The following is a 22,454-nucleotide window of genomic DNA, read 5'->3' as shown; positions in this document are numbered from 1 at the left end:
TGAGGACACAAAACTAGAATTGGAATAACGTGTTTCCAAATTAAAAGTTGAAAAAATCTTACACGTCTTCCTTACATACGTTCGGAATGTATTGAGAATCAGTGTGTAGAGTCCGAAAGTCGTGAAGTCCGAAAAATATCACGCGCCATGGTCCCTGACGCGTGATATTTTAACAATGATTGAAATATGTCTGAAAATAGCATAGTGGATTTGACACGGTAAATATTGTGTTAACGAACTACATTGTAGATTTTACAATCGACCGTTCCGGTTATTTTTAGAGGATGGTGCGTGGTGTTAATTCGATTCCCATCAACCGTGAAATCCTGACGGATCATTTCTATAACAAAATCGTATGACAACTTTCCGTCGTTTGGATCGTAATCGATATTTTTTATTGACGCTTCGTCGCGTGACAAAAGTGTAGTGGTGGAAAGATCAGTGAAATTGCCGTCTAGTAAAATCATCCCTTGTGCATTCTTATACACTTTTCTAGCCAGTTTCAAGCTACCGTAAAGTGCTGATGTTTCTGAAAATTCTCCAGAGGCAACGTCTCTGATTCCAACAAAACTATGATAGTCTAAATCCAGCTCTTCATTGTATCCGTTGGGTTGCAAAGAAAAATATATCTCCTTTGATTCATCTAATGTTCTAAACATGTGACAATAGTTGCCAAGTTCATGAACAAAAGCTCCCAGCGGCGTATTCACGGTAACGCTCTGACCAGTACCAACATCCATATTGTGCTCAAGATAAGTCAATTTATAAGGCGCATTATTTTCGTCACTTATCAAAACGAGTGCATCGCGCTCGTAAAAATCAGCAGTTGCACCAAGTGAAAATATTGATGAGGGTGAAAGGGGAGACATAAGACTTAGGTCGAAATGTTCCAATGTTGGTGCAAGGATTTGATTTCCGTCGAGGTCAAAAATTAATCTGATGTTTGTAAACGATTGAGGATCGTTTTCCGCATGTATATGGATTTGCTTTCTACTAAGAAAGTTGTCGATTGAATGCACGTTTTTAGATAATAACTCGAAGGGAACTTCTATCGGTTCACCATTTCTAAGGATACCCGATACGACACCTCTCACGGTAGCGGTTATGTTGTTGGATGGAGTGCTGTCCTCGTCGTCGCTATTGTCACACGCAGAACAAATAATAATGCAGGAGAATAGAACAATCGATAACTTAAAAGAAATGAATTTCATTTTATTGAATTGGGGATCTTCAGTATCAAAAATATCACGCGCCAATGATTCCTAACGCGTGATATTTAACAATTCTTGACATATGTTTGAAAGGCGCATAGTTGTTAAATTAAACAGCCTTTCCGCTGTACAGTTTTCTCTGAATCATTCGCAATGGGTGAGGTGAGTTCTTGCAATAAGTACACCGAACACCAACACCTCAATACATTCTAAGTAAGCATTCCACCATCCACTTGCAATACTTGTCCACTGATATAGCTCGACATATCTGATCCTAAGAATACGCAGGCATCAGCAACATCTTCAGGACGGCCACCGCGTTTCAATGGAATAGCATCGCGCCATGTTTGTACAGTTTTCGGATCAAGCACAGCGGTCATTTCTGTTTCAATGAAGCCAGGGGCAATCGCATTTGAACGAATGCCGCGTGAGCCTAATTCAAGCGCCACTGATTTTGTGAAACCAATGATACCCGCTTTCGACGCAGCGTAATTTGCTTGTCCAGCGTTTCCTTTAATACCAACAACAGAAGTCATGTTGATGATGGAGCCGCTTTTCTGTTTCATCATTTGTTTCGTCGCCGCCTTCACGGTGTTGAAACAAGACTTGAGGTTGACGTTGATTACTTTATCCCACTGCTCAACCGTCATTCGGAGTAGCAAAGTATCTTGTGTGATACCAGCATTGTTTACGAGTATGTCGAGCGATCCAAATTCTGCGATCACATCGTTGATGAGTTTTTCAGCTTGTGCGAAATCAGATGCATCAGATTTGAAACCTTTAGCTTTCACACCTTTTGCAGCGAGTTCAGCTTCAAGTGCCTGACCTTGTTCGACACTGGAGAGGTAGGTGAAGGCTACGTTTGCGCCTTGTTCTGCATACCGGATGGCGATGGAACGGCCGATACCTTTCGAAGCGCCTGTTACGAGCGCGGTTTTGCCTTGGAGTAATTTCATTCTTAAATGGATTTTTTAATGGCGGGAGCAAAGTTAATCGTTATCCGTTAATCGTTAATAGTTTTATTCGTGAAAGGATAGTTAGTTGCACCTAAATTTCAACGACTATCCGGTGTCGAAATTTTTGTTATTTTTGTTTCAACCCCGATTTAAGCCATCAAATGGACGCTGCTTTAGCCAATATCTCTTCGTCTTAAGTTCGCGGTCGTCACTGTGCCTTTCGGAATAACAGTTCGCCTCTTAATCAACTAAAATCTTATGAAACGTTTTTTGAATTATCGCAGTTTGACGCTCGTCGTTGTCATGACCACGGCGTTGATCACCACCTCTTGTTTTCAGGAAGACGCCGAAAACAAAGCAGGCAAAGTCACTTTTAGTTTTGGAAATAAAAGCACATCTGTCAACGGACGCGTCAAAAACACTGATGCGGCATTTCTCCTTGTGTCTGTTAAAAGTGATGCTGGCAACATAGTGTACGACAAGAAAAAAATTGCCTTGTATGCATTTGGGAACAACTTTGTTAGTGAACCAATTGAACTCAAACCCGGACATTATAACCTGACTGAGTTTCTTGTGCTCGATAGCAATGGTAACGTGATCTATGCTACGCCTCTCGAAGGCTCGGCATTAGCGCATCTTGTTGCCGATCCGCTTCCAATTAGTTTTGATGTCACCGACGATCAGACCGAAAAAATTACGCCTGAAGTTCTCGCGATTGATGAACTTTCAGATGCAGAAGATTTTGGTTACACAACGTTCTCATTCAACGTAGTGGAAACAGTGAGCTTTCAACTCGGTGTGTTCGTTTACGATCCTTCGACAGAAAATTTTGAATTAACCTCAAGCAGCGTAACGGTTACATCTGCCAATAACGCCATCGTTCTTTTTGACGGAGAACTTCCGGCAAAAACAAATCGCGTTTCTGTGAAGAAAGATGCTCAGTATAAACTTACCGTTTCAAAGAGTGGTTATGCTCCTTTCACGGCCACGTATTCTCAAGATTCATTGGCCTACTACACTACTGACCATGTGTTGATCGTAAAACTTTGGCCAAATGATAACACCATTCCTACCGATGGCCTTGTGGCGGAATACCTTTTCAACGGAAACGCCAACGATAGTCGTAACAATTTACATGGTGTTGTTACAGGCGCTACGCTCACCACGGATAGACATGGTAATGCAAACGCTGCTTATCGTTTTGATGGCGATTATGACTACATTCTTGTTGAAGACAACGACCTTATCGACTTTGGATACAATGAAAACTTTTCGATCTCGGTGTGGGTTGATATCAGCAGTGATCAGACAGATGCAAACGGCATCAACGACATCATCAGAAAATGGGTTGGCGATCACCAAGGCTATCCTTATTGCATTGCATCGCTCGATCAAAGTGCGCCGTACAATGCAAATTCAATCGTAACGGTTCGTCAAGACGGATTGAATTGTGGTAACATTGGACAATCGTTTACAGCCGTAGTGCCACGCAATCAATTTATTCACATTGTTTATCAAAAAGACGGATCAAGTTTAAAAACATTTATTGATGGAGAGCTTGCAGCGGAAACGACAGATCCGACAACCTACGATGGCGGATGGTGTAACCCGGCTAACGATGCGCCGCTCTCGATCGGTTCACGCGGCCAACTTGCCCGATTCTTTACTGGAAAAATAGACGACATCAGGATTTACAACAGACCACTTTCTGTTGACGAAATCCAGGTGCTCTTTAATGAGTAGATATTAAGGAGATTTAAATAGCAAAGGGCCTGTCATTTTGGATGACAGGCCCTTTTTTTTGTGGGAATTATAGGCGAACTGCAATAGGGATAGGAGCGGCACCCCGCAGTAGCAGGGGCTGTGTGCGGGGGTACGAGGAGTACAGCGGATAGCCCGGGCCAGCGTTTCGCGGGTATTGCCCATAAATTTCTAAATCGGCGGTCTTTTCTTCCGGACTTCCGGTGTTTCGGACTCCCGGACCTGTATTTCATTTTCACGATTCGGCCTCCGCTGTTATCTTTACCCGCTGTTAAAAAAGCACACTATGTCAAAATATGATCTGATTGTAATCGGGAGCGGTCCCGGTGGATATGTAGCCGCTATTAGAGCGTCGCAGCTGGGCATGAAAGTAGGCGTTGTTGAGAAAGCTGAGATTGGTGGAATCTGTTTGAACTGGGGATGTATTCCAACCAAAGCGCTTTTGAAGAGTGCGCAGGTATTTGAATATATCAGCCATGCGAAAGATTATGGTATAGAGGTAAAAGACTTTAGTGCCGACTTCGGTGGTATCATTAAACGTAGCCGCGATGTAGCTGCCAGCAATAGCAAGGGCGTGCAGTTCCTTTTCAAAAAGAATAAGATCGATTTGATCGAAGGCTTCGGTAAACTGAAGAAAGGTGGCAAAGTAGAAGTGACTGATGCTGCTGGTAAGAAAGTTGATTACGAAGCAAAACATATCATCTTGGCAACAGGTGGTCGTTCACGTGAACTTCCTGCATTGAAAATCGATGGAAAGAAAATTATTGGATACCGTGAAGCCATGGTGTTACCACAACAGCCGAAAAAATTATTGGTCGTAGGATCAGGTGCAATCGGCGTTGAGTTTGCATACTTCTATAATTCACTTGGAACAGAAGTTACCATCGTTGAATTCCTTCCGCGCATTGTTCCTGTAGAAGATGAAGAGGTATCGAAAGCGTTAGATAAGTCTTTCAAGAAGAGCGGCATCAAGGTGCTTGTGAATTCTGAGGTGACTAAAGTGGATACATCAGGAAGCGGATGTGTTGCTACGGTAAAAACACCGGAAGGTGAAGTTAAGCTCGAGGCCGATGTAGTACTTTCTGCAGTAGGTGTGGCTACAAACCTTGAAGGTATCGGTCTTGAAGAAGTGGGTGTAAAAACAGACAAAGGAAAAGTTATCGTCGACGATTTCTATAAAACAAATGTACCTGGTGTTTACGCAATCGGCGACATTGTAAAAGGACAAGCATTGGCGCACGTGGCTTCTGCGGAAGGAATTATCTGCGTTGAAAAAATCGCAGGACATCATCCTGAGCCTTTGAACTACAATAATATTCCAGGTTGTACATATTGCTCACCTGAAATTGCTTCTGTTGGATACACGGAAGAAGGCGCGAAGAAAGCAGGTTATGAAATCAAAGTTGGCAAATTCCCATTCAGTGCATCCGGTAAAGCAAAAGCTGCAGGTGCAACAGATGGCTTTGTAAAAGTAATCTTCGATGCGAAGTATGGCGAGTGGTTAGGTGCGCACTTTATCGGTGCTAACGTAACAGAGATGATTGCTGAAGTTGTTGCTGCGCGGAAGCTCGAAACTACAGGTCATGAAATTATCAAAACAGTTCACCCTCACCCAACGATGAGCGAAGCGATTATGGAAGCTGCTGCTGCGGCCTATGGTGAAGTGATTCACATTTAATAGTTGCAAGCTACAAGCGATAAGCGATAAGTTTTGCTAGAAGGATATCGGATACCGGTATCCTTTCTTTTTTTTTCCAACTTGTGGGTTGTTATCGGTTATCTGTTATCTGTTATCGGTTTGGTTACTACTGACAAATGCCAAATAACCGATAACCAATAACCAACTAAAAAGGCTCACAGATTTCTCCATGAGCCCTTTGGGATAGTTATCAGTTATCCGTTATTAGTTATCGGTTTGTTGCATCGACTATTAACCGATAACTAACTAAAACGCGCCTTGCGTTTTTTCGTACATGCCGATGTTTCGGTTGTACATCTCTTCGATTTTAGTGGCTAGGTCTTTTTCTCCGTAGCGCAAGAGTGCACGTTGCAAGATGCTTAAGATTTGCATGCTCTCTTGAACGCTCTCGTTGATTTCACCTTTTGCTATATAGAAGGCTGATACTTCATCCGCACGTTTTGACATCACTTCTGCAATTTCCAGCGCTTTCTCTTTTTCACCTACCTCTAGCAACAGTGGAACTGTGAACGCTGAAATGTAATCGTAACGAATAGCGGCATCAGGAATTTTGGCTAACGAGAAGAGAATGACTTCACGTGCTTCAGCTGTATTTCCTTGGTCGATCATCGCTTGTGCGAGTGCATTCAAACTACTGCGGTGATTGAGAACGAACTTGCGGTAGTCGTCGCTGTAGTACACATTTGGATTGTCAAGATTCCGGTATTGGAAATTCTTGAGCATATTTTCTTTCGCAACTTTTGTATTGGCAATACGCACATTGGTAGCCGATACATTTGGAAGCGGGTTGTAGATCGGAAGAATTCTGTAGGCATTTCCTTCCTGAACAACACAGCGGGCAAGATCCACGGAGAATTGCGAAAGTGACGTGTTGTTAACATAGATCGGACGTGTCCAATCGGATGTTGCCAATACATCGAGCATGGCGAGATCTTTCTTCTCGAGACCACCACCACGAACTTTAAGACGAAGCTCAGGAACGATCAAGCTGTCGAGTTCTGCAGGCACGATACCCATTTTTCTGATCTTCTCAACGTCGATAGGCAAGACAATCTCATCTGCTGGGAGCATGTTGCGTGTGCCACGATACTCTGGGTGGAGGAGATTTTTATTCTCGTCTCTAAGAAGTTCTAAGAAGCGTTGAAGCGGAATTTCTTTTACGCCTGTTTTAACGCGTGGTAGATAATCGTTTAATCCGCCTTGCTGATAATTTTTGTCTGTGAGCGTGTATTGGAAAGGCTGCGAATCGTAGTGCTGATCGCGGGATTGTTTAATATACCAGTCGGTGTTGTAATAGCTCAACACGACCACGCGAACATCGGTACGTACGCCTTCCACTTCTTGTGCATACCATAAAGGGAAGGTGTCATTATCACCACCCGTAAACAGTATCGCATTTTTCGCGCATGACTGTAGATAGTTTATAGCCGAGTCAACTGAGAAATAGCGATCAGAGCGATCGTGATCATCCCAACCTTCTTTAGCCATCAGTGCTGGTGCAGTCAGTCCGATAATGATCGCGATGATTGCCGACACTTTGAAATTTTTGATCACGGCTGTCAGTGCTTGTGCAATGCCGATTACAGCAAACCCAATCCAGAAACAGTACGCATAGTATGAACCTGCGTAGATGTAGTCGCGTTCGCGTGGTTCTGTAGGTGGAGAGTTCAAATAAACAACAAGGGCTACACCAGTGAGTACGAAGAGTAGGGCAACAACCACGAAATTCTTGGTATTGGTTACTGCTTGGTAGAACATACCAATTAAGCCGAGAATGAAAGGAATGTAAAAGAAGTTGTTCAATCCCTTGTTCTCTGCAATGGTTGGAGGGAGTTTTTCAAACCATTCGCTTGGCGATGGCACACCTGCACCTTGAATGTCGCTCTCTCTTCCGGCAAAGTTGAACAGGAAGTAGCGCATATACATATGACCAATTTGATGATCGATCATGAATTTAATGTTGTCGCCGAACGTAGGTTTTTCGTTTGGTCCGAGTTTCAAACTTTCACGGTAAAGTTGGGCGTGGCTTGGGTCGCTTGAATAAATCCGTGGAAGGATAGTCTGATCTTCTGGCGCGTAAACGTACTCACCTTTACGATCTTTGATTTCATACTTATCTTTCCCTTTCATGTATATCGGAGCGCCTTCTTTATAATCTACAGGCTGTGCTGTGAAGTAAGGACCAACTAATAGAGGGCGGCTTCCATACTGTTCGCGTTTTAGGTAGCTCACAAAGCTCATCACATCTTGTGGGTCATTTTCATCGATCGGCGGATTATCGTTCGAGCGAATAACGACCAATGCATAAGACGCATATCCAATGAGGATGAATGCACACGCGTTAAGGAATGTATTCAACACCACTTTGCCTTCTCGTTGTGAGTAGTAAATGGCAAACGCCAATCCAGAGAAAAGAAGCAGTGCAAAGAAAGTAGCGCCAAGTCCGAATGGCAATCCGATACTGTTGACGAAGAATAATTCGAATTCGCCTGCAATACTTGGAAGCCAGATGATGATGATGTCGTTGATGAAAAAGATGATCGCGAGACTGATGATCATCGTGATAACAACACCGATGAATGTCGGTTGATATTTTTTGAAGTAGTATACCAGTGCGAGCGCAGGAATAGTCACCAAGTTCAACAAGTGAACGCCGATGGAAAGTCCCATCATATAGAATATGAGGATGAGCCAACGGTTAGCTTTCGAATCATCTTCGATAACGTCCCACTTCAGCATTGCCCATACGACGAACGCCGTAAAGAATGAAGACATAGCATAAACTTCAGCTTCGACTGCCGAGAACCATGAAGAGTCACAGAAACAGTACGCCAATGCACCAACAACGCCAGCACCGAGGAGACCAATGATTTTATCTGAAGTGATTTCGTCGTCAGATTTGATATTGAGAATTTTACGGCCGAACAAGGTAATTGACCAGAAGAGGAATAGTACCGCGAATGCACTCGCGAGTACGCTACTGAAATTGATCCAGTAGGCAACTTTCGTAACATCTTGTAACGCGAGGAAGGAGAAGATTCTTCCAATGAGTAGAAAGAATGGGGCGCCAGGAGGGTGAGGCACTTCTAATTTATAGGAAACGGCAATAAACTCACCGCAGTCCCAATAGCTTGCAGTTTCTTCCATCGTAAGCCAGTAGGTTCCGAGCGATACGATGAAAACAATCCACCCAACGATGTTATTGTACTTCTGAAAATTTGAATTCATATTTTTTCAAAAACTTAAGGGGCGAAGATAGTAAAAAAGGCGTTTGGCGTTAAGCCGTTAGCTTTTAGTTGGTTGGTGGGCGACTATTCGCTGCTAACGGCGACATTTGATGTTTTGGGAGCAGGGGGGTTGAATCATTACTTGTAGACGCCAGCGTAAAATAACAGCCAGAGAAAGAAAATGAGGATGTAGGAACACGCCACGATGATCCAGACATAGCGCTTACTTTTTCTGGCATAGTGGTGAATGCCAGCGACTAACAAGAACCAATACGCCACTTCGAAGAGGTTTAACGCGCGCAGGGGGTAAGCCCAGCGGGGATGGATACTTTGGTAGTCCACAAAGTGCATGAGCGATAAAGGATAGAATGCGCGGATGTCGTGGTAAGTCGGATCTGTTTCAACGATCATGAACCAGGCAATTTTCAGCACTTCGGGTATCATGAAAATGAATTCAGCGGCGATAACTACACCCCAGCATTGTCGATAGTTCACGCGGTAGCCGAACATAAAACACCCCACCCATATCACGAAGGCGATTACTAAAAATTTCCAGGCATAGATTAATGGAATGGACACATATTTGATGGTGTTCATCAGGCGTAAAATGGTCCCTTCAGGACGATCTTGAAGGAATTCAAAAGCGGCGGTTTCGTTTTCGATGAACGCTATTTTGACGAACAGCAGGGCCAGGGTGGTTAAGCAGAGCAGCAAAAACAATAGTCTTTTGTCGCTTGCAAAGAATGCGTTAGTTTCGGGTGTTGAGGAAGGTTGATTCATGGGAAAGGCTGTCGTAACCGTCGAGGCGATCTTGCGTTAACTTGCTATGTTTAAAAATCAGGACGTTATATTATTTTTTCGAATGATCATCAGGTCTGTCAAACATTCTTTTCGCTACGTGATCATCGCGTTTTTTCTATTCGTCGCGCAAAATCAAGTTTCGGCACAATATATCACGGATAAAGATACCACGATCATTCTAATCTCCGATCCGAACGTCCAACTCGAATGCACACAAGCGTTAAACGATCTTTATAATTTCAAATTTCCAGCAGCGGAATATCAGTTTCAGTATCTCCGCGCGAAGTACAAGTGGCATCCATTACCCTACTTTCTGATGGGGCTTATCGAATGGTGGAAGATCATGCCAAATACAAAAGATACCTCTCACGATGAAAAATTCCTGGCCTATATGGATTCGACAATCGAGGTAGGTGAAGAGCTTTATGATGACTACCCGCAGTATAGAGTGGAAGCTTCTTTCTTTTTAGCCGCCGCGTATGGATTTAAGGGGCGATTGTATTCTGATGAAGAAAGAAAAAATTGGCGCAAGGCGGCCTCTGCAGGAAAAGATGCCTTGGATTATCTTGAAGAAGGAAAAACGAAAGAGAATTTAAGTCCCGAGTTGCTGTTTGGCGATGCCCTGTACAACTACTTTTCTGTGTGGGTGCCGGAAAATTATCCTGCGCTTAAACCTGTGCTGTGGTTTTTTAGAAAAGGTGATAAGGCCTTAGGATTAAAACAGCTCAAAGAAGTTTCTTACAACGCCTTCTATACACGCACGGAGGCGATGGTTTGGCTGATGCGGATATTGAACAGCTACGAAAATGATCAGCCGCAAGCTTTCCAGATTAGTAAGTACTTACATGAACAGTATCCTGACAATCCCTATTTCCACCGCTATTATGCGCGCATGCTTTATTCGATGGGAAGGTTTACGGAAGCTGAGCCAGAATGCAGAAATATTATTGCTCGAATTGACTCGGCGCAAGTTGGATATGAAGCTACCAGTGGCCGTTATGCCTCATTCTTTTTAGGGCAGATCTACGAAGCGCGTCGCAAGCCCGAAGAAGCGAAAGGATTTTATCTACGTTGTTTGAAATATGCAGAAGAGATCGAAGCGACAGAAACAGGATATTATTTATACTCCCTCATTGCATTGGGAGAAATTGCCGAGCAACAAGGCGACAAAAAGGAAGCGAAGCGATATTTTGAGTTGGTTAAAAAGAAGGCAGATCGGAAAGATGAAGCCTTCAAGGATGCTAAGCGCAGGTTGAAGGGCTTGGAGAAAGGTGACTAACAAGGTATCTTTCGAAAATCATTTTTCATTTGGAGCTTCGTGATCTAATTGTAACGCCTATTGTTGTTCTGCTAGTTTTCTTGGCGGCGTATATTATCAGGCCGTTTGTAACGGACTCCATTAATTACAAGTATTATTTTCCCGCACTCTCCCTCAAGATATTTGGCGCTATCATGTTGGGCGTGATTTACCAGTTTTATTATGGTGGAGGTGATACATTTGCTTATCATACGCATGGTAGCCGGCACATATGGGAAGCTTTTATGGAATCTTCTGAGCGAGGATTTGAGCTCCTTTTTTCCAATGGTGAAATGCATGGTCGCAACTGGGACATTAGCGAAAAGATCTGGTATTTTAGAGATCAGAAATCTTTCGTGATCATTCGAATTGCAACGGTCCTGGACCTGCTAACATTTTCATCTTACAGCGGTACTGCGACATTGTTTGCGGTATTGAGTTTTGTAGGTGGGTGGATGTTGTTTCTAACATTTTATAAGAAGTATCCGGCGCTACATGGTTGGCTGGCATTCAGTTGTCTGTTTATTCCCTCTATTGTTTTTTGGGGCTCCGGAATTTTAAAAGATACCGTCACATTATCATTCCTTTGTATAGCAACCTACTGCGTGAATAGACTGTTTATAGAATGGCGGATTAATCTTCGATTTATTTTTCTGTTGTTGTTTTCTTTGTTTGTCATTTTTTCGGTTAAGGTATACATTCTCATGTGCTTTTTGGCGGGTGCGTTATTGTGGATTTTTTCGAAGTTTTATTTTCGAATCGAAAACATCGCGTTGCGACTACTGGCAATTCCTTTCGTTGTGTTATGTGTTTCATTTATGGGATATAAAGGAATTAGTGAAATTGTAGAAGATGACCCGCGTTACTCTCTGAATAATTTGGCAGAGACTGTGCGGGTTACGGCGTATGATATTCGTTATTGGACGGGGAAAGATGCAGGGTCGGGATATTCGTTGGGTGAACTTGACGGTACTTTTGGGAGTGTCGCTAGGCTTGCGCCTGCCGCCGTGAATGTTTCACTCTTCAGACCTTATTTGTGGGAAGTCAAAAATCCATTAATGCTCCTTTCTGCCTTGGAGAGTTTATTGAATTTCTTATTCACACTGTTTATCCTTATTAAAATAAGGACAAAGATTTTTAGATACATGCAGATTCCAGAAGTTTTCTTTTGTGTGGTGTTTGCGATCATCTTTGCCTTTGGTGTGGGCGTTTCGACCTACAATTTTGGAACGTTAGCAAGGTATAAAATTCCGTTGATGCCATTTTACCTTATCGGTCTTGGTATTATTTATTACGCTTGGAAGAACGACAAGAAGGTAGTGCCGTTGGATTCAACAGAGTAATGATTTATAACCGTTTCTTTTCCGGCGGCACCAATTTTCTTTCGCAAGTCGGCATCTTCAACAAGACGCGTGAGTATAGCCACCCATTCGCTTTCGTGACCACAGAGAAAACCATTTTTGGAATGATCGATGATTTCAGTGTTAACGCCCACGGGTGTCGCAACAGCCGGAACACCTAGCGACATATATTGAAGCGCTTTAAATCCACATTTGCCACGTGACCATTCATTGTCGGGCAATGGCATAATGCCAATATCAAATTTCAACAGATCAGTGATTTCAGTTTGTAACGACCATGGTCTAAAATAGTAACGCGGAAGATTAAGGTGTGGGTCGCGATCGGCGATAACCATAAAGTCTACCTGCGGTAAATTCTCAGCAATAATTTTCAACGCAGGTTGTATTGCTGTCAAGTATTTTAGCGTAGAATGCGAGCCTGTCCACCCAATAACGATGCGTGTGTTGTCTTTTTTGGAATTGTCAAATCGTTCTTTATTGTGAACGTTGACCGTGTCGATGGTCGTAGGGTTTCTAATTACATTCTTATTGTATTGGCTGGCAAAGTCGCAAAGATATTGGTTGCCACAACTTACGCGATAACTCCACTGGCAAATGGCTTTTGTCTTAGAACGCCATTTTATGATCCTACTGACAAGCGACTCCGATACTTTATCCGTGGCCCAAATGGCATCGTCAAAATCGTAGATGATCTTTTTTCGTAATATTTTAGCAATAACCCATTCGATAATGGGCGGGCCGAAAGGCATAGCTTCGCGATGGATAAATACAAAGTCGGCAGAAAACAAAGTGAAGATGAGCATGCTGCGCTTAAAAAAACTCTTAATAAGCAGTTTCACCTTTTTCGTCCATTCACCAGGGCGATAAATTACCTTCCAGTCGGCGCCTTCTAAAAATGGTTTGATGGAAATATTAAATCCGGCTTTTTCGAGAAGTGGGAAGTACTGTTCAAATCGAAATCTTTGCGAGGGTGCCTCACCCTGAGGATAAGGCGTAATGAACACAATACGAAGCACGGACATAAAACAAAAAAAGTGAAAATCTCCTGTTTTTCTATCAGTTACTCTTAATTTGTGATCTGTAATTATGGAAACAGCGTCAAAGCGTGAATATGTGATAGGTCCAGATAATACCAGTTTTTTTAACTGGAAAGAGTTGTGGGACTATCGTGAGCTTTTTTATTTTTTTACTTGGAGAGATGTCAAAGTAAAATATAAGCAAACTGCCCTGGGGTTGATTTGGGTTTTTCTGCAACCTGTGTTCATGGTGCTCATTTTTACATTTTCACTTCGAATGGTGTTGAACTATGAATCGTCACTTCCATATCCGGTGTTTGTTTTTTCAGGTTTAGTGTTGTGGAATTTTTTTTCCGCCGGTGTTAACAACGCTGGTAACAGTATGGTCAGTCAATCGAATATTATCAAAAAGATTTATTTTCCACGTCTCGTTATTCCATTATCGGCGGTCATCAGCGCTGGTTTTGATATGCTCATAGCACTACTGATTTTTATCATCACACTGTTTTTTTTTCAAGTACCTGTTAACCTTTCCGTAGTTTATTATTGGCCAGCGGCAATATTGATAACATTGATTGCGTCGGTGGGCGCAGGCTGTTGGTTATCCGCGTTGATGGTAAAGTATCGCGATTTCCGATACGTCATTCCTTTTTTGTTGCAAGCGCTTCTTTTTCTAACGCCTATTATTTATCCGATCACACCACGTACGAGCATCTGGGTAACGTACGTCATGGCTATGAACCCCATGTTCGCAGCAATTTGGTTTTTTAGAACTCCAATGATGTTTGATACAACACCCAATACATTGCTGCTTGTGAGTGTCATCAGCGGAGTACTGCTGTTTTTAATAGGCACGGGATATTTTAAAAGAACCGAACGCTACTTTGCAGACCTCGCGTGATGAAGCCCATCTTAGAAATTCAAAATATAGGAAAGCGATTTACGATAGGTCACGAACAAGGTCCTTATCTCAGTTTTCGCGATAAAATCACAGACTTGTTTAAAGCCAGTAAAAGCAAGAAGGAAAACTTCTGGGCACTCGACGATGTTTCGTTCGATGTTCAGCCTGGCGAAGCCGTTGGGATCATCGGCCGGAATGGCGCGGGCAAGTCAACACTTTTAAAAGTGCTTTCGAAAATTACGCCGCCAACACGGGGCCGGATTATCTCACGCGGTCGAATGGCGAGCTTGTTAGAAGTTGGCACTGGGTTTCATCAAGAACTTACAGGACGGGAGAATATTTTTCTCAACGGATCTATTTTGGGTATGAGAAAAAAAGAGATCGTTAGTAAGTTCGATGAGATCGTCGATTTCTCTGGCGTTGAACAATTTCTCGATACGCCTTTGAAGCATTACTCAAGTGGCATGCAGTTGCGTCTGGCATTTGCCGTGGCTGCATTTCTGGAACCGGAGATACTCATCATCGACGAAGTACTTGCTGTTGGCGATGCAGAGTTTCAAAAAAAATGCATGGGTAAAATGAATGAAGTGAACAAGGCCGAGGGGAGAACCATACTGTTGGTAAGTCACGATATGGCAGCCATTACCAATATATGTTCACGTGCGATTTTACTTGAGAAAGGCAATATAAAAATGCAGGGCAGTGCATCCGACGTTGTACAGCAATATCTATTGCAAGCTAGTAAGTACACGAGTTCCGGAATTATATCAGCAGAGAATGCTTCAGGAACGAAGGCAGTAAAGTTTACAGAGATCAAATTATTTCAATCTGAAAATGCCGAAAAGCGATACGTTAACAGCATTGCCACGAGTGGAAATGTTGGATTTGAAGTAACACTCGAAAATGATTTACCCCATCACGTAAAAACGTATATAGCGATAACAGTTTTTGATAATCGAGGGAATAAGTTGTTTACGCTTGATAATTTGTACACAAACCAACCGCTTACGCTACATACCGGGCGGCAGACTGTTGTATGTGTGCTTCAAGACCTTCCATTATTACCGTCGCATTATTTCGTTAATTTATGGTGTTCTGATGGTTATGAAACATTTCATACTGTGGAAAATGCCTTTAAGTTTGAGGTGGAAAAGAGTGATGTGTTCCAAACCGGCAAAATACACAACATCAATCAACACGGATTTTTCTTCGTACGCAATGAGTGGAGTGCAGTCAATTAATCAGCATCAATATAAAAATTTGAATATTCGCTTCAGAGAAAAAACTGAAGACGAGAAAGTCTTAGCGGATAGCTTCGATAATGATATTTTTTACCAAGAGCTGCCTTACCTGAAAGTAAGCGATAAGCCTGTTATTGTCGACGTAGGGGCGCATATCGGCACATTTTCCATGTTTAGCAGCATGAAATATCCTGCATCCAAGATCTTTGCATTTGAGGCGAGCAGGGATACCTTTTCTCTTCTTGATACCAATGTACGCGAGAATAAGCTTATCCCTCAAGTTAAGGTTTTTCACAATGCACTTTGCTCAATAGATCAACCTGTGACGCTTTATCATAATCTTGTGGACGGTAACTGGGGGCATACAATTTCAAAAGAAATTTCTGCCTCCTCTGAGGTTGTTGATGGCTTGGCATTTTCCACGTTTGTGAGCAAGGAACAAATTCGCGAAATAGACTTAATTAAATTTAATTGTGAGGGTGCCGAGTTCGATATTCTCATCAACAGTCCCGACACATTGTTAGCAAAAATCAAATGTGCTGTAATCTTGTATCACGAAGATCTTGCACCTTCGTCCTATACAACACAACAACTGGTGAACAAACTCGCAGGAGCCGGGCTTGTTAGTGTATTTTTAAATCAGTCACCTAATCGTGGGTGGATCATAGCGGTGAATAGGAAATATTATTTTCCATTCTTTTTTAAACTCTGTCTCAGGCTACGACAAAAGTTTAGGGCATGGAAAAAGCAGTGATATCGATCATCATGCCGGCCTACAATGCCGAGAAATACATTGCTGAAGCTATTCGATCTGTTCTCGGGCAAACCTACCCGCACTTCGAATTGTTAGTTTGTGATGATGGGTCGCGTGATAATACGTTAGCCATTGCCAAAAATTTTGCAGATCCGCGTATCACGGTGTTGTCTAACAATCACAACCTAGGCTATCTGAAAACTTGCAACAAGTTATTTGCTTTATGCCGTGGCGAGTATATCACGTTTCAAGATGCCGACGATTATGCCGACCCGGAGCGTCTCATAAAACAACGCCATGCTTTCGACGAAGATCCTACATTAGGGATGGTGGGAACATGGGCAAACATCGTTGATCTAACCGGAAATTTTATCGATGCCGATGAACGCAAAACGTCGTATGAAGAAATTCTTCAGATGCTTCCAACGGCTAGTCAGTTCAATGGCGCGACGATCATGATCCGAGCGTCAGTATATCAGGATATCGGTGGATATCGCGAATTTTTTAACGACTATGCTTATCAAGATTATGATTGGGCGTATCGTATTGCCGAAAAATATAAGAGTATAAATATCCCCCACCGCTTATATTATTATCGACAAAGCGAGAGCGGTAATTCCAAAAAAATAAGTATTAAGCGTTCGATCAGTGGTGCGTTGGTGCAGCACCTCGCCAAGCAACGTAGGGAAAACGGAAAAGACGACATTCAGTCTGGTAATTTGAAAGCACTTAATCAATTTCTTGATGGCTTGTCACAACCTTATGCTGATGATCCTGCGCGGCTTTACCGCGAATATGCCAGTCATTACATGTATGGTAGACTTTATCGTCAAGCGATCGGTGCGTCGGTAACCGCGATTCGATTGCGACCAATGCAGTTCGTAAACTGGCGAACGTTGCAATATTGTATTCGAAAATATTTACTGTCTTCAATCCGTAATTAGATATGTGTGGAATAGCGGGTGTGATCAATTTTAGTACAGAGGAGCTCCTACCGGGGAATCGTCATATGCAATTCACGAAATGCCTACAATATCGTGGGCCGGATGATCAAGGTGACTGGCAGTATCGTGATGATAAAGTGAACGTGTCATTGTTTCATGCGCGGCTGAGCATCATCGATTTGCAACCCACGGGGCACCAGCCGATGTTGGATCGTGAAGAGGAAATAGCGATCGTTTTTAATGGCGAAATCTATAATTATAAGCTGCTACGCGAGCAACTTTTACAAGCTGGATTTTCTTTTCAATCTTCATCCGATACGGAGGTGTTAATCCATGGCTATCGTTATTGGGGTTTTGAGAAGCTCATGCAGTTGATCGATGGAATGTTCGCGATCATGCTCTTCGATAAACGTACCCACCAAACTTGGTTAGCACGCGACCGCTTTGGAAAAAAACCACTCTTGTATGCTCGCACAAAAGAAGGACTCATTGTAAGTTCTGATGTACGTTCCTTTCAAGCAATTCCGTCGCTGTCGTTGACAATCAATTATCATAGTTTAGGCTATTTTCTGTACGAGTTTTCGAGCCCGGGGGAGCACACTATTTGGAATGAAGTTAAGAAACTCCCCGCGGGTTACTTTGCTAAATTCGATGCATCAGGTCTGACAAAGCAGCAATATTGGAAGCTTGATTTCAGTAGTAGCAACAATTTGCCATGGACAGATACCGTAGAGCGCGCTGAAGAATTGCTTCGCGAGGCCGTACGCAAACGTCTTGTTGCAGATGTACCGGTGTCGGCGCAGCTAAGTGGTGGGATAGATTCCTCGTTGGTGGTTGCTATGATGGCCGGTTTGCAGTCTGGTCCTGTGAAAACATACAATGTCTCTTTCGATGATGAATCGATTGACGAAAGTAAATATGCGAAACTCGTTGCGGAGCGATTTGGAACAGATCATACAGAAATCAAGCTGTCGCAAATGGATCTTGGTCTAATTGATGACATCATCGCTGAGTACGGTGAGCCTTTTGCGGATACTTCTATGTTGCCGACTTATCTCGTATGTAAAGAAATTTCGAAAACCGAGAAAGTTGTATGCGGTGGTGACGGCGGCGATGAATTGTTTGCTGGCTATCACATCAACCATTTTGTAAATAAGCTCGATAGCGTCAAGCATCTTGGATTCCTAAAGCCATTCGCCCATGCTGCAGCGCGAATTGCACCATCGTATCGTTTAAGACTACTCAAGCAACTTCTAGACGCAGCGCGAAAGGATGATTATATGCTGCTCCATCGTAATATGAGTTTCTCTATCGCCGATATGTCTCGATTAACGACATGCACTGAGGCAGTTAATGCTACCACAGTCGAGCACCGTGCAATTTGGGATAATGCGTCAAAAAAGGAAGAATCTTTATCTAAAAATCTTCTCGCGACATTCCTTCATACAAGATTGGTGAATGATTACCTGGTGAAGGTAGATCGCGCGTCAATGTTTGCATCGCTAGAAATGCGTTCGCCATTCCTTGACCGCGACCTGGCTAGTTTTGCAGCCACGCTTACGCGTAACGACTTGTTTGCAGCTCATGGAACAAAGTCAGTATTGAAAGCGATTGCTGAAAAGTATTTTCCGAAGAATTTCGTGCATCGTCACAAGATGGGTTTCGGCGTACCGATGGCGCAGTGGTTTCGACAGGATCTTGAAAAAAAATTCCGTGAACGTGTATTGGAAGGAAAACAAAAATATATAGACCTTGATTACACGCTCATTGCACAGCTACTGGCGAAGCATAAGTCGGGCGAGGATCATGCGGAAAAACTTTGGGCGTTATACGTATTTCACACCTGGGCACAGGAGAATAAATTCTGATCCGTACCGTATCTTACAATCTTTATGAAGAAGATTCTTTATTTCTCGAGGGTTTTTGAAAGCACGTCGTTCATAGGCAGTCAGGTTACCGAAGTATCGGACACGCATACCTGCTACTATGCTTGCTTCGATATAGATCGGCCGAAGGCTCTCGAGATTTCGAATGTTAAAGTGATTAAGCTTTCCGAGCAGAAACAGGGAAGGTGGCAACGTCTTAAAACAAAGCTGGAGTTAAGTGATCTGTATTTGAACCTATATGACGCCCGTACAGCATCTGAAATTGAACGTGTAGTCCTTGATGTTAATCCCGATATTATTCATTGTCAGTACGGCTACGATGCCTTGATCATGCTCGATAACTTTTACAGAGATGATCGTAAGTATGTAATTACTTTTCGTGGTTTCGATGCGAGTCTGCTGCTGATCTTAAGTAAATACAGAGACAAACTCAATTATTATTTGTCGAAGCCCAATGTATATCCTGTGTTCGTATGTCATGCATTGATGTACAACTTACAGGAAAAATCTATTGCCCTGAACCCGGTACGTGCTGTCGTGTATTCGAACACGAATACAGAATTTTATACGCGAAAGACGTATAAGGCAACTCGTGAGAAAATCGTGTTCACACAGATTTCCAACTTTCGAGAGAAAAAGGGGCATCGCTATACGCTTGAGGCATTCGAAAAATTTGCCGAGCAATATCCCGAAGTGAATTTCGAAGTGAACTTTGCGGGAGGGATCGATGCGCAAGCACAAGTATTTATAGACCGAGCAAAAAAAGGACCTATTGCTGATAGGATAAATTTTCCCGGCAAGGTTTCTCCGGGAGAGATTCTGGCATTACTTGAACAGACCGATGTATTTGTTCATAACAGCATCACGTCCGATCACAACGATCAGGAAGGAATTCCAAACGCCATTATGGAAGCGATGTCGATGGAACTTCCTATAGTCGCTACTTACCATTCCGGTATTCGCGAGCTTATTGGCGGTAATGAGGAGGTATTTCTATCGCCTGAGAAAAATATAGCAGCGTACGTTGAAGCAATTCATAAAGCCTCTACAGTTGGATACAGCAAGAGAAACCGTGATCGAATTGTGACAGCTTTTTCAAAGGAAACATTCGAGCGAAATATACTTGGCTTCTATCAGCGCGTGTTAAATGATGGCGAACGTGTGTATCAACAATGCGTAAATTGTGTTCTCAACACAAATGATGACCCCGCTATTATCTTTGATATCACGGGCATCTGTAACCATTGTCAAGCGTATCGCATCGTGGAGTTTAAATATGTTCGTCGCGATGCGGTGGCAGAAAAATATCTCACTGAACTTGTTGACACGATCAAGGAAAAAGGCAAAGACAAGCCCTATGATTGCATACTCGGACTCAGCGGTGGTGTCGATAGTACCTACCTTGCATACATCGCTAAAAAGCTCGGCTTAAGGCCGCTGGCCGTGCATTTTGATAATGGCTGGAACTCAGAATTAGCCGTTGGAAATATCGAACGGATCGTGACGAAACTTAATATTCCTTTGCAAACTTTTGTAGTGGATTGGGAAGAGTTTCGTGATATTCAACTGGCCGTACTGAAGGCCTCAGTTGTCGATATTGAGATGGTGACGGACCATGCTATTATTACCAAATTGTATGACTTAGCGCTGGAACATAGTATTGATTACGTGTTGAGCGGAACGAACATTGTGACGGAGGCAATTCTGCCGTCGACATGGATTCATAGTAAGAAGGATCATGTTAACATACGAAATATCCACAGACAATTTGGGAAGGTCCCAATGAAGACATACCCGTTGTTTACATCCGCGCGTAAGTTGCGTGTGGTTTGGGCAGGAATTCAAAGTGTGGCGCTACTCGACTCACTACCCTACGAGAAGAAGGCCGTAAAAAAACTGATTACAGAAGAACTTGGCTGGCGCGATTATGGTGGAAAACACTATGAATCGATCTTTACAAGATTTTATCAGGGATACATTCTTCCGAAAAAATTTGGAATAGACAAACGTCGCGCTCATTTATCAAATCTAATTTGTTCTCGTCAGCTAACACGCGATGAGGCACTCGAGGAACTGAAGGCCGCCCCCTATCCTGAAGCGCTTTTCAAAAGCGATTATGATTTCGTGTTAAAGAAACTTAACCTATCGGAAAAGGAATTTACAGAAATTATGAATCTCCCCGTGAAGCCACATTCATTTTATGGTGTAGAACCGAGCTTTTACGATCGCTTCCCGGTAATAAAATTTGTTCGGCCAATGTGGCTATTGTTAAAACGATTGAGAGGCGTTTCATGAAGTTGTCGATCCGAGATAAGCGTTATTTGACAGGAAAGAAGATCTTGTTGATCTCTCCAGAATCTTGGAGTCACTTGTTCGTATCAAAACATAATTACAGTATCGCTTTGGCTACTCTCGGTAATACTGTTTTTTTTCTTAATCCTCCGGGAGATCAGTGGTCGATTAACCAAACGTCATACTCGAATGTATGGGAAATAAACTATACTCGTTTCATAAAAGGACTGCGTTTTTTTCCGTCTTGGTTTCAACGACTGTGTTTTCGGAAAAAATATAAACAACTAGAAAACCTTGCCGGGACAAAATTCGACGTTGTGTGGTCTTTCGATAATTCTGTGTTCTTTGACTATACATTTTTACCAGAACATGTGCTGGCCATCAATCATATTGTTGACTATTCGCAAGATTTTCAACTGGCAAGCGCTGCCCGCACTGCTGATATTTGTTTTGGAGTTTCTCCCGTAATCGTGAGCCGTTTAAATAAATTCAACAACAATGCGTATCTCGTATCTCACGGCATCCATACGAATCACACCACAGTAGCTGTAACGTTGCCAGGCGCGAATCGATTGAAAGCGGTATATGCGGGTAATTTAGATAGCATGTACCTCGACTACGAAAGTTTGAACGCCCTAATAAAAGATTATCCAAACGTGGATTTTATTTTTTTTGGCTCGGGTGGTAAGCATATCATTGAACGTGTAAATGTTGTTAAGTGCGGTGTAATTCCAAATCATCTGCTTATGAATTACCTCAGACAAGCGGATATTCTTCTGTTACTCTACGATTGGAAACGGTTTCCAGATCAACTTACCAACGCGCACAAAGTACTTGAATATCTTTTTGCGGGTAAGGCGATTGTAAGCAGCTATCTGTCTGACTATGCCGATAAGCGCCATTTACTTGAGATGTCCGATGAAAATCGTTCTGTTATAAATGTATTTCAATATGTTTTGTCGCACTTAACGGAGCTCAATAGCGAAGCACTAGTCAGCAGTCGAATAAATTTTGCGAAGTCGAATACCTATGAAGATCGAATACGCGAGATTGAATTACTTCTTCGTAACTTAAGCGATAGGTCGCTAACCATTAATCGTACCTAAA

General features: G+C 42.7%; 16 protein-coding genes. 11 read left to right on the top strand and 5 right to left on the bottom strand.

The genetic code is table 11. The features are described 5' to 3' along the window. Positions 1-230: 230 nt before the first annotated feature. Both DQQ10_RS00725 and fabG read right to left on the bottom strand, forming a co-directional pair. On the bottom strand, positions 231-1,211 hold the full coding sequence (locus DQQ10_RS00725; RefSeq protein ID WP_133259499.1) for a hypothetical protein: 981 nt from the start codon (positions 1,209-1,211) through the stop codon (positions 231-233). A gap of 209 nt (positions 1,212-1,420) precedes the next feature. Next, the gene (fabG, locus tag DQQ10_RS00720; RefSeq protein WP_112744882.1) at positions 1,421-2,167 is read right to left on the bottom strand and encodes a 3-oxoacyl-[acyl-carrier-protein] reductase; all 747 of its coding nucleotides are present in this window, start codon (positions 2,165-2,167) and stop codon (positions 1,421-1,423) included. Between the two features lie 258 nt (positions 2,168-2,425). On the opposite strand from fabG, the gene DQQ10_RS00715 reads away from it, so the two are divergent. Next, on the top strand, positions 2,426-3,910 hold the full coding sequence (locus tag DQQ10_RS00715) for a LamG domain-containing protein (RefSeq protein ID WP_112744881.1): 1,485 nt from the start codon (positions 2,426-2,428) through the stop codon (positions 3,908-3,910). A 304-nt stretch (positions 3,911-4,214) separates the two neighbouring features. Beyond that, positions 4,215-5,606, top strand: a complete 1,392-nt coding sequence (gene lpdA / locus DQQ10_RS00710; protein WP_112744880.1) for a dihydrolipoyl dehydrogenase — start codon at positions 4,215-4,217, stop codon at positions 5,604-5,606. 267 nt (positions 5,607-5,873) lie between these two features. Here lpdA and DQQ10_RS00705 read toward each other — a convergent pair whose 3' ends face one another. Together DQQ10_RS00705 and DQQ10_RS00700 are read right to left on the bottom strand one after the other, a co-directional pair. Further along, the gene (locus tag DQQ10_RS00705; RefSeq protein ID WP_112744879.1) at positions 5,874-8,855 is read right to left on the bottom strand and encodes a glycosyltransferase family 117 protein; all 2,982 of its coding nucleotides are present in this window, start codon (positions 8,853-8,855) and stop codon (positions 5,874-5,876) included. Between the two features lie 137 nt (positions 8,856-8,992). Next, entirely contained in the window at positions 8,993-9,634 is a 642-nt protein-coding gene (locus tag DQQ10_RS00700) for a hypothetical protein (protein ID WP_112744878.1), read from the bottom strand. Positions 9,635-9,680: 46 nt separating this feature from the next. Here DQQ10_RS00700 and DQQ10_RS00695 point away from each other — a divergent pair, with 46 nt between their 5' ends. Then, positions 9,681-10,934: a tetratricopeptide repeat protein gene (locus tag DQQ10_RS00695; RefSeq protein ID WP_245970219.1), complete on the top strand. Its 1,254-nt coding sequence runs from the start codon at positions 9,681-9,683 to the stop codon at positions 10,932-10,934. A 29-nt stretch (positions 10,935-10,963) separates the two neighbouring features. Next, the gene (locus tag DQQ10_RS00690; protein ID WP_112744876.1) at positions 10,964-12,295 is read left to right on the top strand and encodes a hypothetical protein; all 1,332 of its coding nucleotides are present in this window, start codon (positions 10,964-10,966) and stop codon (positions 12,293-12,295) included. Here the strand turns inward: DQQ10_RS00690 and DQQ10_RS00685 are convergent. Continuing rightward, the gene (locus tag DQQ10_RS00685) at positions 12,244-13,335 is read right to left on the bottom strand and encodes a glycosyltransferase (RefSeq protein ID WP_245970217.1); all 1,092 of its coding nucleotides are present in this window, start codon (positions 13,333-13,335) and stop codon (positions 12,244-12,246) included. The genes DQQ10_RS00690 and DQQ10_RS00685 overlap by 52 nt on opposite strands. 64 nt (positions 13,336-13,399) lie before the next feature. On the opposite strand from DQQ10_RS00685, the gene DQQ10_RS00680 reads away from it, so the two are divergent. The 7 genes from DQQ10_RS00680 to DQQ10_RS00650 are packed head-to-tail and all read left to right on the top strand — an operon-like array spanning position 13,400 to position 22,453. After that, positions 13,400-14,230 carry an ABC transporter permease gene (locus DQQ10_RS00680; RefSeq protein WP_112744875.1) on the top strand — a complete coding sequence of 277 codons (831 nt, stop codon included), beginning with the start codon at positions 13,400-13,402 and terminating at the stop codon, positions 14,228-14,230. Then, complete coding sequence (locus DQQ10_RS00675; protein ID WP_221409648.1) at positions 14,230-15,471, top strand: ABC transporter ATP-binding protein; 1,242 nt, start codon at positions 14,230-14,232, stop codon at positions 15,469-15,471. The genes DQQ10_RS00680 and DQQ10_RS00675 overlap by 1 nt, the downstream gene beginning before the upstream one ends. Continuing rightward, positions 15,449-16,225, top strand: a complete 777-nt coding sequence (locus DQQ10_RS00670; RefSeq protein ID WP_165823758.1) for an FkbM family methyltransferase — start codon at positions 15,449-15,451, stop codon at positions 16,223-16,225. The genes DQQ10_RS00675 and DQQ10_RS00670 overlap by 23 nt, the downstream gene beginning before the upstream one ends. Continuing rightward, positions 16,210-17,169: a glycosyltransferase family 2 protein gene (locus DQQ10_RS00665; protein ID WP_112744872.1), complete on the top strand. Its 960-nt coding sequence runs from the start codon at positions 16,210-16,212 to the stop codon at positions 17,167-17,169. The genes DQQ10_RS00670 and DQQ10_RS00665 overlap by 16 nt, the downstream gene beginning before the upstream one ends. 2 nt (positions 17,170-17,171) lie before the next feature. Next, a complete protein-coding gene (gene asnB / locus DQQ10_RS00660) occupies positions 17,172-19,037 on the top strand; it encodes an asparagine synthase (glutamine-hydrolyzing) (protein WP_112744871.1) in 1,866 nt (621 codons plus the stop codon). Between the two features lie 24 nt (positions 19,038-19,061). Further along, on the top strand, positions 19,062-21,350 hold the full coding sequence (locus DQQ10_RS00655; RefSeq protein WP_112744870.1) for an N-acetyl sugar amidotransferase: 2,289 nt from the start codon (positions 19,062-19,064) through the stop codon (positions 21,348-21,350). Continuing rightward, on the top strand, positions 21,347-22,453 hold the full coding sequence (locus DQQ10_RS00650; protein WP_112744869.1) for a glycosyltransferase family protein: 1,107 nt from the start codon (positions 21,347-21,349) through the stop codon (positions 22,451-22,453). Before DQQ10_RS00655 ends, DQQ10_RS00650 begins: the two co-directional genes overlap by 4 nt. Position 22,454 lies beyond the last annotated feature (1 nt).

It is taken from the genome of Pseudochryseolinea flava (genome assembly GCF_003286915.1).
GTDB lineage: Bacteria > Bacteroidota > Bacteroidia > Cytophagales > Cyclobacteriaceae > Ohtaekwangia > Ohtaekwangia flava.
The sequence above is the reverse complement of the archived record's forward strand: the minus strand, read 5'-3'. Positions and strand labels throughout refer to the sequence as shown.

Coding starts and splice junctions, on each gene's coding strand:
- DQQ10_RS00650 (WP_112744869.1), top strand. CDS start 21,347: ATGAAGTTGTCGATCCGAGATAAGCGTTATTTGACAGGAAAGAAGATC.
- DQQ10_RS00725 (WP_133259499.1), bottom strand. CDS start 1,211: ATGAAATTCATTTCTTTTAAGTTATCGATTGTTCTATTCTCCTGCATT.
- DQQ10_RS00705 (WP_112744879.1), bottom strand. CDS start 8,855: ATGAATTCAAATTTTCAGAAGTACAATAACATCGTTGGGTGGATTGTT.
- DQQ10_RS00695 (WP_245970219.1), top strand. CDS start 9,681: ATGTTTAAAAATCAGGACGTTATATTATTTTTTCGAATGATCATCAGG.
- DQQ10_RS00675 (WP_221409648.1), top strand. CDS start 14,230: ATGAAGCCCATCTTAGAAATTCAAAATATAGGAAAGCGATTTACGATA.
- DQQ10_RS00670 (WP_165823758.1), top strand. CDS start 15,449: ATGAGTGGAGTGCAGTCAATTAATCAGCATCAATATAAAAATTTGAAT.
- DQQ10_RS00700 (WP_112744878.1), bottom strand. CDS start 9,634: ATGAATCAACCTTCCTCAACACCCGAAACTAACGCATTCTTTGCAAGC.
- DQQ10_RS00665 (WP_112744872.1), top strand. CDS start 16,210: ATGGAAAAAGCAGTGATATCGATCATCATGCCGGCCTACAATGCCGAG.
- DQQ10_RS00715 (WP_112744881.1), top strand. CDS start 2,426: ATGAAACGTTTTTTGAATTATCGCAGTTTGACGCTCGTCGTTGTCATG.
- DQQ10_RS00680 (WP_112744875.1), top strand. CDS start 13,400: ATGGAAACAGCGTCAAAGCGTGAATATGTGATAGGTCCAGATAATACC.
- DQQ10_RS00685 (WP_245970217.1), bottom strand. CDS start 13,335: ATGTCCGTGCTTCGTATTGTGTTCATTACGCCTTATCCTCAGGGTGAG.
- asnB (WP_112744871.1), top strand. CDS start 17,172: ATGTGTGGAATAGCGGGTGTGATCAATTTTAGTACAGAGGAGCTCCTA.
- fabG (WP_112744882.1), bottom strand. CDS start 2,167: ATGAAATTACTCCAAGGCAAAACCGCGCTCGTAACAGGCGCTTCGAAA.
- DQQ10_RS00655 (WP_112744870.1), top strand. CDS start 19,062: ATGAAGAAGATTCTTTATTTCTCGAGGGTTTTTGAAAGCACGTCGTTC.
- lpdA (WP_112744880.1), top strand. CDS start 4,215: ATGTCAAAATATGATCTGATTGTAATCGGGAGCGGTCCCGGTGGATAT.